General features: G+C 33.9%; 13 protein-coding genes. All 13 read left to right on the top strand.

Annotated features, from left to right (window positions below; translation table 11 throughout):
• Nucleotides 1-2,258: carbamoyl-phosphate synthase large subunit (gene carB, locus ACTB0X_RS16550; protein ID WP_463026146.1), on the top strand; the 2,258-nt coding region annotated here is incomplete at its 5' end.
• Nucleotides 2,258-2,560 (top strand): DUF4834 family protein, encoded by a 303-nt coding sequence (locus ACTB0X_RS16545; protein WP_463026145.1) that lies wholly within the window; start codon nucleotides 2,258-2,260, stop codon nucleotides 2,558-2,560. The genes carB and ACTB0X_RS16545, both read left to right, overlap by 1 nt.
• Nucleotides 2,560-5,256: a YfhO family protein gene (locus ACTB0X_RS16540; protein WP_463026144.1), complete on the top strand. Its 2,697-nt coding sequence runs from the start codon at nucleotides 2,560-2,562 to the stop codon at nucleotides 5,254-5,256. The genes ACTB0X_RS16545 and ACTB0X_RS16540 overlap by 1 nt, the downstream gene beginning before the upstream one ends.
• Before the next feature lie 21 nt (nucleotides 5,257-5,277).
• A complete protein-coding gene (locus ACTB0X_RS16535; RefSeq protein WP_463026143.1) occupies nucleotides 5,278-6,495 on the top strand; it encodes a glycosyltransferase family protein in 1,218 nt (405 codons plus the stop codon).
• Between the two features lie 118 nt (nucleotides 6,496-6,613).
• Nucleotides 6,614-7,828: a glycosyltransferase family protein gene (locus ACTB0X_RS16530; protein ID WP_463026142.1), complete on the top strand. Its 1,215-nt coding sequence runs from the start codon at nucleotides 6,614-6,616 to the stop codon at nucleotides 7,826-7,828.
• Between the two features lie 175 nt (nucleotides 7,829-8,003).
• Nucleotides 8,004-8,927 carry a DapH/DapD/GlmU-related protein gene (locus ACTB0X_RS16525; protein WP_463026141.1) on the top strand — a complete coding sequence of 308 codons (924 nt, stop codon included), beginning with the start codon at nucleotides 8,004-8,006 and terminating at the stop codon, nucleotides 8,925-8,927.
• A 5-nt stretch (nucleotides 8,928-8,932) separates the two neighbouring features.
• Nucleotides 8,933-9,469: a DapH/DapD/GlmU-related protein gene (locus tag ACTB0X_RS16520; protein WP_463026140.1), complete on the top strand. Its 537-nt coding sequence runs from the start codon at nucleotides 8,933-8,935 to the stop codon at nucleotides 9,467-9,469.
• Between the two features lie 55 nt (nucleotides 9,470-9,524).
• Nucleotides 9,525-10,505: an NAD-dependent epimerase/dehydratase family protein gene (locus tag ACTB0X_RS16515; RefSeq protein WP_463026139.1), complete on the top strand. Its 981-nt coding sequence runs from the start codon at nucleotides 9,525-9,527 to the stop codon at nucleotides 10,503-10,505.
• 1 nt (nucleotide 10,506) lies between these two features.
• The gene (locus ACTB0X_RS16510) at nucleotides 10,507-11,610 is read left to right on the top strand and encodes a DegT/DnrJ/EryC1/StrS family aminotransferase (protein WP_463026138.1); all 1,104 of its coding nucleotides are present in this window, start codon (nucleotides 10,507-10,509) and stop codon (nucleotides 11,608-11,610) included.
• Complete coding sequence (locus ACTB0X_RS16505) at nucleotides 11,600-12,361, top strand: TylF/MycF/NovP-related O-methyltransferase (RefSeq protein WP_463026137.1); 762 nt, start codon at nucleotides 11,600-11,602, stop codon at nucleotides 12,359-12,361. Before ACTB0X_RS16510 ends, ACTB0X_RS16505 begins: the two co-directional genes overlap by 11 nt.
• A 1-nt stretch (nucleotide 12,362) precedes the next feature.
• Nucleotides 12,363-13,349: an SDR family oxidoreductase gene (locus tag ACTB0X_RS16500; RefSeq protein WP_463026136.1), complete on the top strand. Its 987-nt coding sequence runs from the start codon at nucleotides 12,363-12,365 to the stop codon at nucleotides 13,347-13,349.
• A 46-nt stretch (nucleotides 13,350-13,395) separates the two neighbouring features.
• On the top strand, nucleotides 13,396-14,922 hold the full coding sequence (locus ACTB0X_RS16495) for a PfkB family carbohydrate kinase (RefSeq protein ID WP_463026135.1): 1,527 nt from the start codon (nucleotides 13,396-13,398) through the stop codon (nucleotides 14,920-14,922).
• Between the two features lie 4 nt (nucleotides 14,923-14,926).
• Nucleotides 14,927-15,490 carry an SIS domain-containing protein gene (locus ACTB0X_RS16490; RefSeq protein WP_463026134.1) on the top strand — a complete coding sequence of 188 codons (564 nt, stop codon included), beginning with the start codon at nucleotides 14,927-14,929 and terminating at the stop codon, nucleotides 15,488-15,490.
• The last annotated feature ends 42 nt before the right edge of the window (nucleotides 15,491-15,532 follow it).

Genomic DNA, 15,532 nt, shown 5'->3' with positions numbered 1-15,532 from the left:
AGGAGTTTGATAAATTGTTGACAAGAGGGCTGCATGCTTCTCCTATTCATGAGGTACTAATTGATAAGGCAGTTTTAGGTTGGAAGGAGTTTGAATTAGAGTTGTTGAGAGATAGAAATAATAACGTGGTTATTATTTGTTCTGTAGAGAACATGGACCCAATGGGAATTCATACTGGAGACTCTATTACTGTAGCACCCGCTATGACTCTATCTGATACCACATTCCAGAAGATGCGAAATATGGCTATTCATATGATGCGTTCCATTGGAGATTTCGCAGGTGGTTGTAATGTTCAGTTTGCAGTAAGTAATGATGAAAACGAGGACATTATTGCTATTGAAATTAATCCAAGAGTTTCTCGTTCATCTGCGCTAGCATCCAAAGCTACTGGATACCCTATTGCTAAAATTGCTGCCAAATTAGCTATCGGTTATTATTTAGATGAATTAAATAACCAAATTACAGGAAGCACTTCAGCACTGTTTGAACCAACATTGGATTATGTGATTGTTAAAATACCTCGATGGAATTTCGATAAGTTTGATAGTCCTGAAAAAACGCTTGGTCTTCAAATGAAGTCGGTCGGTGAAGTAATGGGCATTGGACGATCCTTTCAAGAAGCGTTGCAAAAAGCATGTCAATCACTAGAAATTAAAAGAAATGGATTAGGTGCAGACGGAAGGGAATTAAGAGATCAGGAAAAGATCATGTATAGCCTGAAAAATCCTAGTTGGAATAGATTATTTCATATTTATGATGCAATTAAATTGGGCATTCCATTGTCTCGAGTATACAGTGCAACATTAATTGATAAGTGGTTTTTGTCACAAATTGAGGAAATGGTTTCCTTGGAGAATAAAATTTCGGAATATACATTAGCAGAACTTCCTAAGGATTTGTTATACGAAGCGAAACAAAAAGGATATGCAGATAGACAAATTGCACATCTTTTAAATTGTATGGAGAGTGAGGTTTTTACACGCAGACATGATTTAGGAATCAATAGAGTATACAAATTAGTAGATACTTGTGCTGCTGAGTTTGAAGCTAAAACACCTTATTATTACAGCACTTTTGAAGGAGAGAATGAGTCTGTGGTTTCTAACAAAAAGAAAATAGTTGTGTTAGGAAGTGGTCCTAACCGTATTGGTCAAGGGATCGAATTTGATTATTGCTGTGTTCATGGTGTTCTAGCTGCTAAAGAAATGGGTTATGAAACAATAATGATCAATTGTAACCCTGAAACGGTTTCTACCGATTTTGATACCGCTGATAAATTATATTTTGAACCAGTTTTCTGGGAACATATTTATGATATTATCCTTCATGAAAAACCTGAAGGTGTAATAGTCCAGCTCGGCGGTCAAACTGCGTTGAAGCTGGCTGAAAAATTAGATCGATACGGTATTAAAATTATTGGAACTAGTTATGAAGCACTAGATTTAGCTGAAGATAGAGGTCGTTTTTCTGATCTATTGAAAGATAATGATATTCCTTACCCTCAATATGGATCGATCACCAATGCTGATGATGCAGTTGAGTTAAGTAAAGAAATAGGATTTCCATTACTAGTAAGACCATCCTATGTATTAGGAGGCCAGGGAATGAAAATTGTAATCAACCAAGAAGAGCTAGAACAGCACGTTGTTGAAATACTAAAAGATTTGCCAGGCAATAAAATATTGTTAGATCACTTTTTGTCAGGCGCAATTGAAGCAGAAGCTGATGCGATTTGCGATGGAGAAAATGTTTACATCATTGGAGTAATGGAGCACATAGAGCCTGCTGGTATTCATAGTGGAGATTCTTATGCAGTTTTACCTACATTTGATTTAAGCGAGAATGTATTAAAACAAATTGATGATCATACCCGAAAAATTGCAGTTGCTTTAAAGACTAAAGGTCTTATCAATATTCAGTTTGCAATAAAAAACGAAGTAGTTTATATCATAGAAGCTAATCCTAGAGCTTCTCGAACTGTTCCGTTTATTTCAAAAGCATACGATGAGCCTTATGTTAATTATGCTACAAAGGTAATGCTTGGTGCTAAGGTAACTGACTTTAATTTCACGCCTAAATTGGATGGTTATGCCATTAAAATTCCTGTATTTTCATTTGATAAATTCCCGAATGTAAATAAGGAATTGGGCCCTGAAATGAAATCAACTGGTGAAGCAATTCGATTTATTCCGAATTTGAAGGATAAGTTTTTTAGAGAAATTTATTCCGAAAGAAACTTATATTTGAGTAAATAATGATTCAAGAAGCGGGTTTGGTCAATGTTATTAAGACTATTTTAGTCATATTAGCAGTCTATTATGGATTGAAATTTTTAGCGAAGTATTTGTTTCCTTTTTTATTGAAAAGGTTTATAAATAAACAGCAAGAAAAATTCTATGGGCAAACAAGTAATCAATTTAATCAGAATAAATCAACTGATGATAGTCGAGAAGGAGAAGTGAAGATAACATCAAGGCCTTCTCATCAGATCAAAACAGATGATTTAGGCGAATATGTCGATTACGAGGAACTTTCCGATGACAAAAAAGATAGATAATGAACTTTGAGATTAAAAAGTATTTGCCGCATATTATAGCGATCGGTCTCTTTTGGCTTTTAGCAGCTGTTTATTATTATCCTGCAATGCAAGGATACCGAGTGAAACAAGGAGATATTTCCCAACACAAAGGAATGTCTCAAGAAATAGAAACTCATAAGGTTATTTTTGATGAAGACCCATTGTGGCAGGGAAATATGTTTGCTGGTATGCCCAGTTACCAAACCTCAAGAGTAGAGTATGATGGGAATATTTTCTCATACATTCATGACGGTATAAATGCGCTTATGCCTATTCCGATAAGTGTTACTTTCTTATACATGATTGGGTTTTACATCTTATTGATCTGCCTTGGAATATCACCTTGGATTTCAGTTTTTGGTGCAATCGCCTTCGGTTTCTCATCCTACTTTTTCATTATAATTGAGGCCGGGCATAACTCGAAGGCATTTGCAATTGCTTATATGGCCCCTGTAATAGGAGGTTTTATTTTAGCATATCGCAAGAAACCCTTGTTTGGTGCTTTGATTGTTGCATTCTTCATGTCAATGGAGATATATGTAAACCACTTACAAGTAACCTATTACCTGGGAATATTAATTCTATTTTTAGGAGTTTATTATTTAATTGATTTTATAAAATCCAATAGAGTTAAGGAGTTTTTAAAGATCTCCTTTTTTTTAATAATTGGACTAATCATCGCCCTGATGGCGAATATTGGCAACCTCTATTCTACTTATGAATACTCTAAAGTGTCAACAAGGGGTAAATCTCAGTTAACCATTTCGCCTAAAAATTCCCCACAAGAAGATATTGCTAAAAATGGATTGGACAGGGATTACATCACTAGGTGGAGTTATGGGAAACAAGAAACTTTCTCATTATTGATTCCTGATGCTAAAGGGCCTGGGTCTGGAGCTATTTTAGGAGATCAAGAGGAAATTGAAAGATTGAGAGCTGAAAATCCTACCTTTTTTAATTACCTAGTTAATGAATATCAGAAAAACGGGAACGTTATAAATACGTACTGGGGAGATCAACCAGGTACATCTGGTTCAGTGTATATTGGAGCTATTGTTTTTTTATTAGCATTTCTTGCCATGTTCTTTGTTAAGAATAATTTAAAGTGGCCAATCTTTGCTATTGCCATTTTAGCCATTTTACTTTCGTGGGGTAAAAATTTAATGTGGTTTACTGATTTGTTCATTGATTATTTCCCGATGTATAATAAATTTAGAGCGGTAACCATTATCATGATATTAGTAGAGTTAGCATTTCCGTTATTGGCCGCTTTATTTTTGCATGAATTGGTTGCTCGTAAAGCCGATTTTATGGCTCACCAAAACAAGCTCTATAAATTTATCGGAGGATTTTTGATTGTATTTATTGCAATTAGTATCACTCCTGATAGTTTCTTAAATTTTACATCTGCGAATGAAGAAATTCAATTTACTCAACAAGCAGGTCAAGCCAACCCTCAATCAATTGAAATGTCGCGAAATGCATTGATAGATTATCGAGTGGATGTTTTTCAATCGAGTGCTTTTGGCAGTTTGAAGTATATGTTGATAGCAGTTATTTTATTGGTGTTGTTTTTAAAAGATAAAGTGCAGTGGAAGTTAGTAGTTGTTTCATTGACTGCACTTGTGTTGATTGATCTTTGGATGAATGATAAGCGTTATGTAAATAATGATAAGACAAAAACTGGTGAGTTTGTTTCATGGGACAAAAAAGAAAAATTGGCCACACCTTATGCTGCAGGAGCTGTTGATTATGAAATTTTCAAGAGAGAGTTGGCAAAGAAACCTTCCATTCAACAGCTAATTGAACAAAATGCAGGAATTGTTCAGAAAAAGAATGGACAAGTTGGTCGTCTATCACAAAGTGAGACAGAAAGTGTTCAGTTTAGCACTTTGATGAGAGAAACCCATTATCGAGTTTTAAACACAACCGCTCGATTAGATGCAGATGCACAGACGGCCTATTTTCATAAAACACTAGGTGGATATCATGGTGCTAAAATGAAGAAATATCAGGAATTAATCGATTTTCATTTGGGTCAAGAGCAATATACTTTGCAACAAGCGATAGCTCAAGGTGGAAAGGATATGGCTATTTCTTATTTACCACAGATGAACGTGATAAATATGTTGAATACGAAGTATGTGATAGGCGTTGTAAATTCCGGTCAAGGTCAAAGTCAAGTTTTAATTGAAAATCCAAACGCAAACGGTAATGCTTGGTTTGTTAACGAATTGAAAGTCGTTCCAAATGCTGATTCCGCCATTGTAGCTTTAGAAAAATATGATTTAAAGAATGTTGCTATTTCAGTAGTGTCAAATCAAACCAAAGGATCCCAATACTCTAGAAATGCAGGAGACTTCCTAAGATTGGAAAGTTATCGTCCAAATAAACTGAAGTATACATATAATGCAACTTCCGATCAATTTGGGGTATTTTCTGAAATATATTATAGCAAGGGTTGGAAGGCTTTTGTAAATGGTAAAGAAATAGAAATATTGGAAGTAGATTATCTTTTAAGAGGTTTACCGATACCTGCCGGAAATGGAGAAATAGAGTTTGTTTTCGAACCCTACTCTCATGACATCGGAAGCACTTTTGCTTATATTTCAACTTTTTTACTTATATTAAGTACAGGTGGATTGTTTTATTACAATCGCAAAGCAGCTCAATAGAATCATTCAATAAAAGATACGATGAATGGCTCGATTCAATTATTTTATAAAAAGATTATCGGTCGGTTTAATGAAGTAAAATTTATTATTCCTGATTACATCAAATTTGTGTTCACAGCTAAAATGGTGAATGATAAAAAGACAATTGTATTCGTAGGAACCATCCTTCATGGACGTATAGCACGTATTGCAAAATGGTTATCGAGAATCACAGATTACGAATTAATTCTGATTTGCGGAGAGGTTGGTTTTTCTAAAAAGTTTCTGAACCCCTCCTTCTCAAAGGTATATACATACAGGAATGAGTGGCATCTGAAAACAATCTTAAAAAGGTTAGATGGAAAACCGGTGATTTTTCATTCTTTCGGTCCTCCTTTTCAAGCCGCAAATATTGTTGTCGAGTTCGTCCAGTTTGGGAAAGTTTTGTTTGATTTTCAAGATTTAAACATTACTAATTACGGGCTAAAACCGCCTTTCAGCTATATGAAAGATGATATCATTTTAGAAAGGAATGTATTAAATAAGGTTGATGGCCTCGTTTGTCATAGCTTGGAATTGCAATCTGCTAAAAAGTATTACGGGGAAATAACAGCTAAGAAAATCCTTTTTCCAAACTACACTGATAACGACCATTTTTATAAGCATAAAAAAAGAAGTATAGATTTCAATAATATACACATCGTATATGTGGGTGGAGTAATGTCTGCTTATCGAAATAGTGCTCACTATGGAATAATGCAGATCCACTGGTTAGTGAATAAACTCAATGATCAAAAAATACACCTACACGTTTATCCATCACCTTCGCAATTAAAGGAGCACATCATTGATTTTATAGAGTTTGATAAGAAACTAGAATATTTTCACTTGCATGAATCTGTCAATCAGTCTGATTTATCAGTAGAATTGGGGCAATATGATTTTGGAATTTTACCATTTTTCAACCGTTCAAATAAGCGGTTAATTGATAAGCAGTATTATTCCACAACTTTAAAAATGTTCAATTATTTTGAAGCTACTTTGCCAATCTTAACTACTGAAGATGTTGTTTTTCAAAATTATATTGGAAGAAAGTATGGCGGTGTAATCGAAACACAATGGAAGGATTATGACAATCTGAAAGCAAAGCTCAGTAATATCGACTATGAACATTTAGTAACGGAAATTGAAAGGAATAGAGAGGTTCTTTCTTTAAAAAATAAGATTGGCGAATTGGTTGAATTTTACAGACAATTATGATGTATTTATGGGTTGAACGCAGCTTCTTTTTTAATGTGAATTATAAAAATAATTCTCTTTTCAGAGAATCAATTTCTATGAATTTACAAAAAAGTAATAAAATTTAAATGATATAAAAATGAGTCAACTAAAATTGCTTTATAGAAAAATTATTATCAAATCGAATGAAGTGTTTTCTATTCTGCCGGATTACATTCTTTTTTTTATTACAAAAAAAGAGAACTCTGACAGAAAAGCGATTGTATTCGTGGGTACTATCCTCCATGGTAGAATTGCGCGCATGGCAAAATGGTTGTCAAAGAATGATAATTATGAGTTGATTTTAATATGCAGTAAAAGCGGATTTTCTAAAAAATTCTCTAATCCGGTATTTGATGAAATTTATACATACAGAAATGAATGGCACTTAAAGTCAATTCTAAAAAAAAGAGACGGATTAAAAGTGATTTTTCATTCTTTTGGACCCCCATTTCAGGCTGCTAAGGTAGTTGTTGATAATGTTAAATTAGGTAAAGTTATATTTGATTTTCAAGATTTACTGATTACAAACTTTGGGTTAAATCCACCTTTTTCATATATGAAAAAAGAAATAGTTAGAGAGGAGTACGTTTTAAAGAATGTTGATGGATTGGTATGTCATAGTTTGGAGTTACAAACTGCAAAGAAGTATTACGGGAAGATTCAAGCAAAAAAACTATATTTTCCAAACTATACTGACAATGATCTTTTTTATTTAAAGAGTAACACTAAAAATAAAAATGATGAATTGCATATTGTTTATGTCGGAGGAATTATGTCTGCCTACAGGGATAAGGATTACTTTGGTGGTTTGCAAATTCATTGGTTAGTAGAGAAATTGAATAGTCAAAAAATTCATTTTCATGTATATCCGTCACCTTCACTACTAAAAGAGCACATTGTTGATTTTGTAGAGTTTGACAAGAAAATGGAGTATTTTCATTTACATCAATCGGTAAGTCAATCTCAATTATCTCAAGAGCTTTCAAAATATGATTTTGGCGTGCTTCCATTTTTTCATAGAACGAATAAACGGTTAGATGATAAAAGATTTTACTCTACAACCTTAAAAATGTTTAATTATTTCGAAGCTGGATTGCCTATAATTATTGGTGAGGATGTTAGATTTCAAAATTTCCTAGGTCGAAAATTTGGAGGTGGAGTTGAAGCTAAGTGGGAAGACTTTGATGATTTAAAGGGGTTGTTAAGTAAGTTTGATTACAAAGAGTTAACTGATTCGATTAAAAAGAGTAGGGAGGATTTGTCTTTAAAAAATAAGATAGGAATGCTGTTAAGCTTTTATAAAGAATTATAAGTTCACTAGATCGAATTTTAGAACTCTTTTGATAGTGGATAAGTTAAATTACATAGAATTGGCTTATAAGAGTATTAATTCAATGTATTTTTTGTCCTAAACAGTATACAGGCTGCCAAACTTTTCAATTTTTAGAATAAATAAGTTTATCTTAGCTTTCTAAAAAATATTACAATTGAATTTAAGAGATATTGAAAGCTATTTAGAGATTAATTTGATAAAATATAATGTTCTAAATCCAAATTATGAGGTAGACGTTTTTCCTGCAAATTTTAAGACTAAAATTAATTGTGGACTCTATCATGTGTCAAAAGAATTTACAGGAACTATCAGAGATATAACTAATAGCATTATCATCGCTAATAGAAAAATCGATGAAACTAATACATTTATCATAGTTGATAATCCACAGTTGATTCATTACAAGTTGACAGAGCTTTTTGAGACAAAAGAAGAACATAGGGTACACGAAACAGCAATTATTCATAAAGATGCTGTAATTGGAGAAAATGTTAATATTGGTCCCTATTGTGTAGTCGGTAAAAGTATTATTGGAGATAATGTAAATATTCAGAGTCATGTAGCTATTTCTGATAATGTTATAATTAAAAAGAATAGTTTTATTGACAGTAATTCTAATCTAGGTCAAGTTGGTCTTGTTTGGGTTTGGGATGAAAATGGAAACCGAATAAATCAATCACAGCTTGGAGGAGTTGTGATTGAAGAGAATGTTCATTTAGGGACTGATGTTACTATAGTAAGGGGCTCCTTGTCTGAAAATACTGTAATTGGTAAAGGAAGTGTATTGGCTCATGGAACTAAAATTGGTCATGGAGCTATTGTTGGAGAAATGGTACACATGGCTAATAATGTTAGCTTAGCCGGTAATACTACTATAGGTGATAGATGCTATTTAGGCAGCGGGAGTGTTATTCCTTCAAATATTATTATTCCAAATAATGTTGTTATTGGAGCTAGCGCAATGGTAAATAAAAATTTTAACGAGGAATACATTACATTGGTAGGAGTCCCAGCGCGAATATTATATAAAGAAAATTTTAATCGAAAGGGTAGAGGAACGCCAATACCCCATAAATAAAAGTTATGAATACAACAAGTTATATCTCAGAGAAAGCTACAATTGGAAAAAATGTTATTATTGGACACTTCTGTGTAATTGAGGCCGGTGTTGTAATTGGCGACAATGTGAGTATTGAGCATCATTGTATTATGAAGGACGGGGTTAGTATTGGTAATAATACTGTAGTAAAAAGTAGTGTAGAGTTAAGGGAGAATACGATTATTGGAAATGACTGCTATATTGACTCAAAGGTTTGTAGCTCGGGCTCTTGTAAAGTTGGCAATAATGTTACACTTAGGTATGGTGCCATCTTGGCAAGAGGTGTTGAAATTGGAGATAATTCATATTTGTGTCCAAGAGTAATGACAAATAATTTAGATGATACTCAAAGATCTGTAGGAGGTGCTAAGATTGGAAGGAATTGCTTTGTTGGGACACACTCTGTTTTACAATATGGGATTTCACTTGGCGATAATGTAATTGTTGGAGCTATGGCATTTGTCAATAAAAATATTGAATCTAACTCTACGGTTGTAGGGGTTCCTGCAAAAAAAATCTAATCGAAATCTCCTTCCTGATTTAGAAAACAACTGAGAACAAATAAGATATATAAAAATGAAAAAGATATTTATTACCGGTGGAGCAGGTTATGTAGGTGCGATTTTGGTACCTAAGCTTTTAGATAAGGGATATGAAGTTACAGTGATTGATTTAATGATTTATGGAAGCGATGTATTACCAATGCATGAAAAATTAAATGCAGTAAAAGGTGATATTCGTGACATTGAATTGATGAAGAAATTGATTCCTGGCCATGATGCTGTGATACACTTAGCGTGTATTTCCAATGACCCTAGTTTTGAATTAAATCCTGATTTAGGAAAGTCGATTAATTTAGATCCTTTTGAGCCGATGGTTCAAATTGCAAAAGAGAATGGGGTGGAGCGATTTATTTATGCTTCATCATCTTCGGTATATGGCATTAAAGATGAGCTAAATGTAACAGAAGATATGGAATTAGATCCATTAACGGATTATTCTAAATTTAAGGCAGAATGTGAAGAAATTTTAGCAAAGTATCCAAGTGAAGATTTTACTTGCGTTACAATTCGTCCAGCCACAGTTTGTGGGTTTTCACCGAGATTGAGACTGGATTTAACTGTAAATATATTGACAAATTTTGCTGTTAATAAAGGATTTATAAAGGTCTTCGGTGGAAATCAAAAACGGCCTAATATTCATATTCAGGACATGACTGATTTGTATATTTTATTACTAAATCTTCCAAAGGAAAAAATTAATGGTAAGATATTCAATGCAGGCTATGAGAATTTTACTGTGAATGAAATTGCAGGAATGGTTAAAAATGTAGTTGGGGAAGCAGTTGATATTAAAGTGGAGCCCACCAATGATAATCGATCCTATCACATTTCTTCAGCTTACATTAAAAATGAAATTGGGTTTGTTCCAAAACATTCCATAGAAGATGCGGTAAGAGATTTAAAAGAAGCATTTGATAAAGGCTTAATTCTGAATTCATTTGATGAGGAAAAGTACTTTAATGTAAAATTGATGCAAAATATTGAATTGGTTTAAGATGAGAGTTCCTTATATAAATCTGAGCCTTCAGCATATTAAAGACAAAGAAGCGATCTTAGCAAAAGTATCTCAAGTGATAGACAGTGGAATGTTTATTTTGGGTGATGAAGTAGAGAAATTTGAAAAGCAGTTTGCCACACTTTGTGGAACCAAGTATGCTGTTGGAGTTGGTAATGGTACGGATAGTCTTATACTATCTATGAAGGCGATGGGGATAGGTCCAGGAGATGAAGTGATTACTGCTCCAAATTCTTATTTGGCTTCGGCTTCCTCAATTGAATTAATAGGAGCAACTGTTGTTTTTGCAGATGTTCGGGATGATTTTAATTTAGACCCGATAGAAGTAGAGAAAAAAGTAACTGCCAAAACTAAAGCGATTATCGCTGTTCATTTAACTGGGCGACCTGCTCCAATGGATGAGTTGATGGCGATTGCAAAGAAGCACAATCTATTTGTGATAGAAGATGCGGCACAGGCCGTTGGCGCTGAATATAAAGGTAAAGTAGTAGGGGGAATTGGTGATATGGGTTCATTTAGCCTTCATCCGCTAAAGAACCTTTCTGCAATTGGCGATGCCGGGATGATTACAACGAATAACGAGCAGTATTATAAGTATTTGCTAAAGGCACGTTCTCATGGACACAAAAGTCGAGATGAGTGTGAGTTTTGGAGTATGAATTCACGCATTGATGCTCTTCAAGCAGCTATTTTGAATATTAAGATTCTTCGTTTACCAGATTGGACGAATAGAAGGAGGGTTATTGCCGAAAAGTATAGAAGTTCATTCGGTCATTTGGTAGAAGTTCCTCAAGATAAGGAGTATGAAAAAGCAGTCTATCATACTTTTATCATAAAAACTGATAGAAGGGATGAATTGAAGGCATATTTACAAGATAAAGGCATTGATACTAAAATTCATTACCCAATTCCCATTCACAAACAAGAAGCAGCTAAGAATAATCGAAGTGCTAAAGACAGTTACCCTGTTACAGAATCTCAAGTAAAACGAATTTTAAGTATTCCTGTATATCCCAAATTAACAGATGATCAAGTGAATTATATTTGTGAGTCAGTGAATAATTTTTTCAGCCATGATTCATAGAATAAAAAAGAATCTAATTCTTGTTCGTCACATTTACAATAAGTTATTAGTTAAGTTTTTGGCTATTTTTCTGCCTAGAGAATGTTATATACAAGAGCTTCCTGATCGCTTGTTTGCAGATAATGGAAATTATTTTAGGAAAGCTCAAAGAAGATTTAATAGTGGGTTTGGTTGGACTTTAGGAGATTCTAATCGTGTCGCTATGTTTATCCTATTACTTGAAAGAGTTCGCCATTTAGATGGGGAATTAGCTGAGTTAGGAACTCATCGTGGAGGTACTGCACGATTGATGTATCAATATAAAAATCAAAAGGAGACTTTATATTGTTTTGATACATTTGAAGGTTTCGACGAAAAAGATGTTGCTTTTGAAAGTACTATTGGTGTAAAAACGAAAAAAGGTCATTTTTCAAACACCTCAATTGACACAGTAACCCGAGAAGTTATAGATGGAAAAAACAACTCTGAAACTTTAAAATTGGTAAAAGGATATTTTCCTGATACGTTTAAAGGATATGAAAATATCCAATGGAAATTTGTGCATTTAGATGCTGACCTATACAATCCGATTAAGGCTGGCTTAGAACATTTTTATCCGAATATAGTGAGAGGTGGTGTGTTGCTAGTTCACGATTATAATGGAAATTATGTAGGTACAAAAAAGGCAGTAGACGAATTTGCTTTAAAGAATAATATCACTGTCGTTCCGCTTTTTGATAAGGTAGGAAGTGCATTAATTATAAAAAATTAGAATGAAAATATTAGTTACAGGAGGGTGTGGATTCATTGGAAGTCACATGGTCGATCGGTTACTCGATGATGGTCACGAGGTGATCGTTATCGATAATTGCTCAACAGGAAGAATAGAGAACTTAGCGCATCAAAAAGGGAATACTTCATTGCAAGTTGTGATTGAAGACATCGCTAATTTTGAGAAAATTGAACCTCATTTTAAAGGGGTCGATAAAGTATTTCACATAGCGGCCTTAGCTGATATTGTACCTTCCATTCAAATGCCTCAAAAGTACCACCGATCAAATGTCGATGGGACGATTAATGTGCTCGAAGCTTCAAGAATACACGGAATAGGTCGATTTATTTATGCGGCATCATCTTCATGTTATGGAATTCCAGAGGTATATCCAACTCCTGAAAATACGCCAATTGATCCGCAATATCCGTATGCTTTAACCAAGTATATTGGAGAAGAATATGTAAAACATTGGAATAAAATATACCATTTACCAACCACGTCAATGCGTTTTTTCAACGTATATGGACCTCGTTCAAGAACCAGTGGAACATATGGTGCTGTCTTTGGTGTTTTCTTGGCTCAAAAATTAGCAGGAAAGCCATACACCATTGTTGGAAATGGAGAACAAACAAGAGACTTTACTTATGTTACGGATATCGTAGATGCATGTGTTTCAGCATCTGAATGTGAGGCTGCTATCGGGGAAGACTTTAATGTAGGAAGTAATAATCACTATTCAGTGAATCGATTAGTTGAATTATTAGGAGGCGAAAAGACATATATCCCAAAACGTCCAGGTGAGCCGGATTGTACCTTTGCGGATACTACCAAAATTAAAAATGTAGTAGGTTGGAGCCCTAAAGTGAGTTTAGAGGAAGGTGTTCAAAATATGATTAACAATATTGATTATTGGAGAGAGGCACCAGTTTGGGATAGTAATTCCATCGAAGAAGCCACCAAAGATTGGTTTAAATACCTAAAGTAAACACTGAGGAATAAATCAGGATTTTATCTTAGAAAGCAAATTGACTGTGAAGAAGAAAGTAATGAATTTGTCTAGTATTGAAAAAGTGCTAGAAGAGAAGAAGTTAAAGGGTAAAAAGGTGGTTCACTGCCATGGATGTTTTGATTTGATTCATCACGGGCATTTGAAACATTTTGAGGCAGCTAAGAAGTTTGGTGACATCTTAGTGGTTACGGTTACTGAAGATCGTTTTGTGAATAAAGGTCCTGATCGACCATTTTTCAATCACAGTATTCGAGCTCATAATTTAGCGGCATTGCAAATTGTGGATTTTGTTGCGGTGAACTATTCACCAACTGCAATTACAGCTATTGAAGCGATCAAGCCTGACTTTTATGTTAAAGGACAAGACTATAAAGATTCTTCTCAGGATGTATCCGGTGGTATTATTTTAGAAAAGAATGCAGTTGAAAAGGAAGGAGGAAAGCTGGTTTTTACTGAAGAAGTTCAATTTAGTTCTTCAAATCTTATCAATCAATTTTTTGATGTTAAAGATGATTTAGCAAAAAGCTTTTTAGCCAATATAAAGGAAAAATACAACGCTGACCATTTCAAAAGTTTATTCGATCAAATTTCAAATAAAAAAGTGTTGATCGTTGGGGACATTATCATGGATGAATATCAATTTGTCGATCCAATTGGAAAAGCATCTAAATCACCAACAATTACTGCAATAAAGTGTGAGAATGAAGTGTATGCCGGCGGAGTTTTAGCTGTGGCCAATCATGTTGCCGATTTTGTGGATGAAGTGATATTGGTAACGACTTATGGCAAAAATAGGGACAAAGAGTATTTGGATTTAATCAATGAAAACCTACACGATAAAGTAAAATTAGTTACTGTTTTTACTCCAAAGCGACCAACTGTTCTTAAATCTAGGATTGTAGATCGAGTATTTAAACACAAACTATTTGAAGTAATAGAAATTAATGACAATCCTTTATCTGAAGAAATTGAGGATAAATTGATTATAGAAATAGAAAACTACTCAAAAGGTTGTGACTTGAGTCTGATCGCAGATTTTGGCCATGGAGTTTTGAGTAAAAAGGTAATTGATTCTATCTCTAAAAATGCCTCATTTTTAGCAGTAAATGCACAAACAAATAGTGCGAATTTAGGCTATAATTTATTGACTAAATACCCAAAGTGTGACTACTTTTCAATAGATAAAGGGGAAGCTCACTTAGCGGTTCACAATAAATTTCATGATATTAAGTTAATACAAAAAGAACTAACAGACCTAACGCATTCTAAAGTGTCTTCCATTACTCTTGGCGTAAAAGGGACCAGTGTAATGTCTGCTGATGGAAATTATATTGAAGCTCCAATTTTTAACACAGATGTTGTAGATACGATAGGAGCAGGTGATGCTTATTTATCAATTACTTCTCTTTTAGCAGAGTCGAGAGCTTCTAATGAAGAAATAGCTTTTGTTGGAAATGCAGTTGGAGCTATGGCTGTTAAAATAATCGGAAATAAGTCTTACATTCAACGTACAGATTTATTAAAATATATAAAAACCTTATTAGCTTAAAATCATGTTTAAAGAATACTTAAACTCTTTTAATTCTGTGTTAGCAGAGACAAAAGCATCCGTTGAAAATGAGATTTCAGTAGATTTAGATGATGCATTCAGTCAAATTAATGCGCTATTGAACGAAACTCGGTCTAACCGAAGAAATGTGTATTTAGTTGGAAATGGTGGGAGTAGCGGTATTGTTTCTCATGGAGCAATCGATTTTTTGAACGCTTGTGGTTTTAAAGCTCATGCCATTACCGACAATAGTTTATTGACCTGTATGGCCAATGATTATGGTTATGAGAATGTATTTGCTCAGCCTTTTAGAACACTAATTGAAGCAAATGATGTAGTCATTGCAATCAGTAGTTCAGGGAATTCTATAAATATTATTAACGCATGTAAGGTGGCAAAGGAGAGGGGAGCTAAGGTGATTTCATTCTCTGGATTTAAATCACACAATCCGCTTCGGTCTGAAGGTCATTTCAATTTGTGGTTAAACAGTGAGCATTATGGAAGAGTAGAGATCGGACATTCTCTATTGTTGCATTACATCACTGATCATTTATCGATTAAAAAGTAATCACTTTTTTAGACATTTAATCTTTTGTCAGATCATTTTACA

The sequence above is a fragment of the Acidiluteibacter sp. genome (assembly GCF_055129545.1).
Note: the sequence above shows the minus strand (reverse complement) of the source record. Positions and strands in the feature narration are given on the sequence as shown.

Coding starts and splice junctions, on each gene's coding strand:
- ACTB0X_RS16545 (WP_463026145.1), top strand. CDS start 2,258: ATGATTCAAGAAGCGGGTTTGGTCAATGTTATTAAGACTATTTTAGTC.
- ACTB0X_RS16540 (WP_463026144.1), top strand. CDS start 2,560: ATGAACTTTGAGATTAAAAAGTATTTGCCGCATATTATAGCGATCGGT.
- ACTB0X_RS16535 (WP_463026143.1), top strand. CDS start 5,278: ATGAATGGCTCGATTCAATTATTTTATAAAAAGATTATCGGTCGGTTT.
- ACTB0X_RS16530 (WP_463026142.1), top strand. CDS start 6,614: ATGAGTCAACTAAAATTGCTTTATAGAAAAATTATTATCAAATCGAAT.
- ACTB0X_RS16520 (WP_463026140.1), top strand. CDS start 8,933: ATGAATACAACAAGTTATATCTCAGAGAAAGCTACAATTGGAAAAAAT.
- ACTB0X_RS16515 (WP_463026139.1), top strand. CDS start 9,525: ATGAAAAAGATATTTATTACCGGTGGAGCAGGTTATGTAGGTGCGATT.
- ACTB0X_RS16510 (WP_463026138.1), top strand. CDS start 10,507: ATGAGAGTTCCTTATATAAATCTGAGCCTTCAGCATATTAAAGACAAA.
- ACTB0X_RS16505 (WP_463026137.1), top strand. CDS start 11,600: ATGATTCATAGAATAAAAAAGAATCTAATTCTTGTTCGTCACATTTAC.
- ACTB0X_RS16500 (WP_463026136.1), top strand. CDS start 12,363: ATGAAAATATTAGTTACAGGAGGGTGTGGATTCATTGGAAGTCACATG.
- ACTB0X_RS16490 (WP_463026134.1), top strand. CDS start 14,927: ATGTTTAAAGAATACTTAAACTCTTTTAATTCTGTGTTAGCAGAGACA.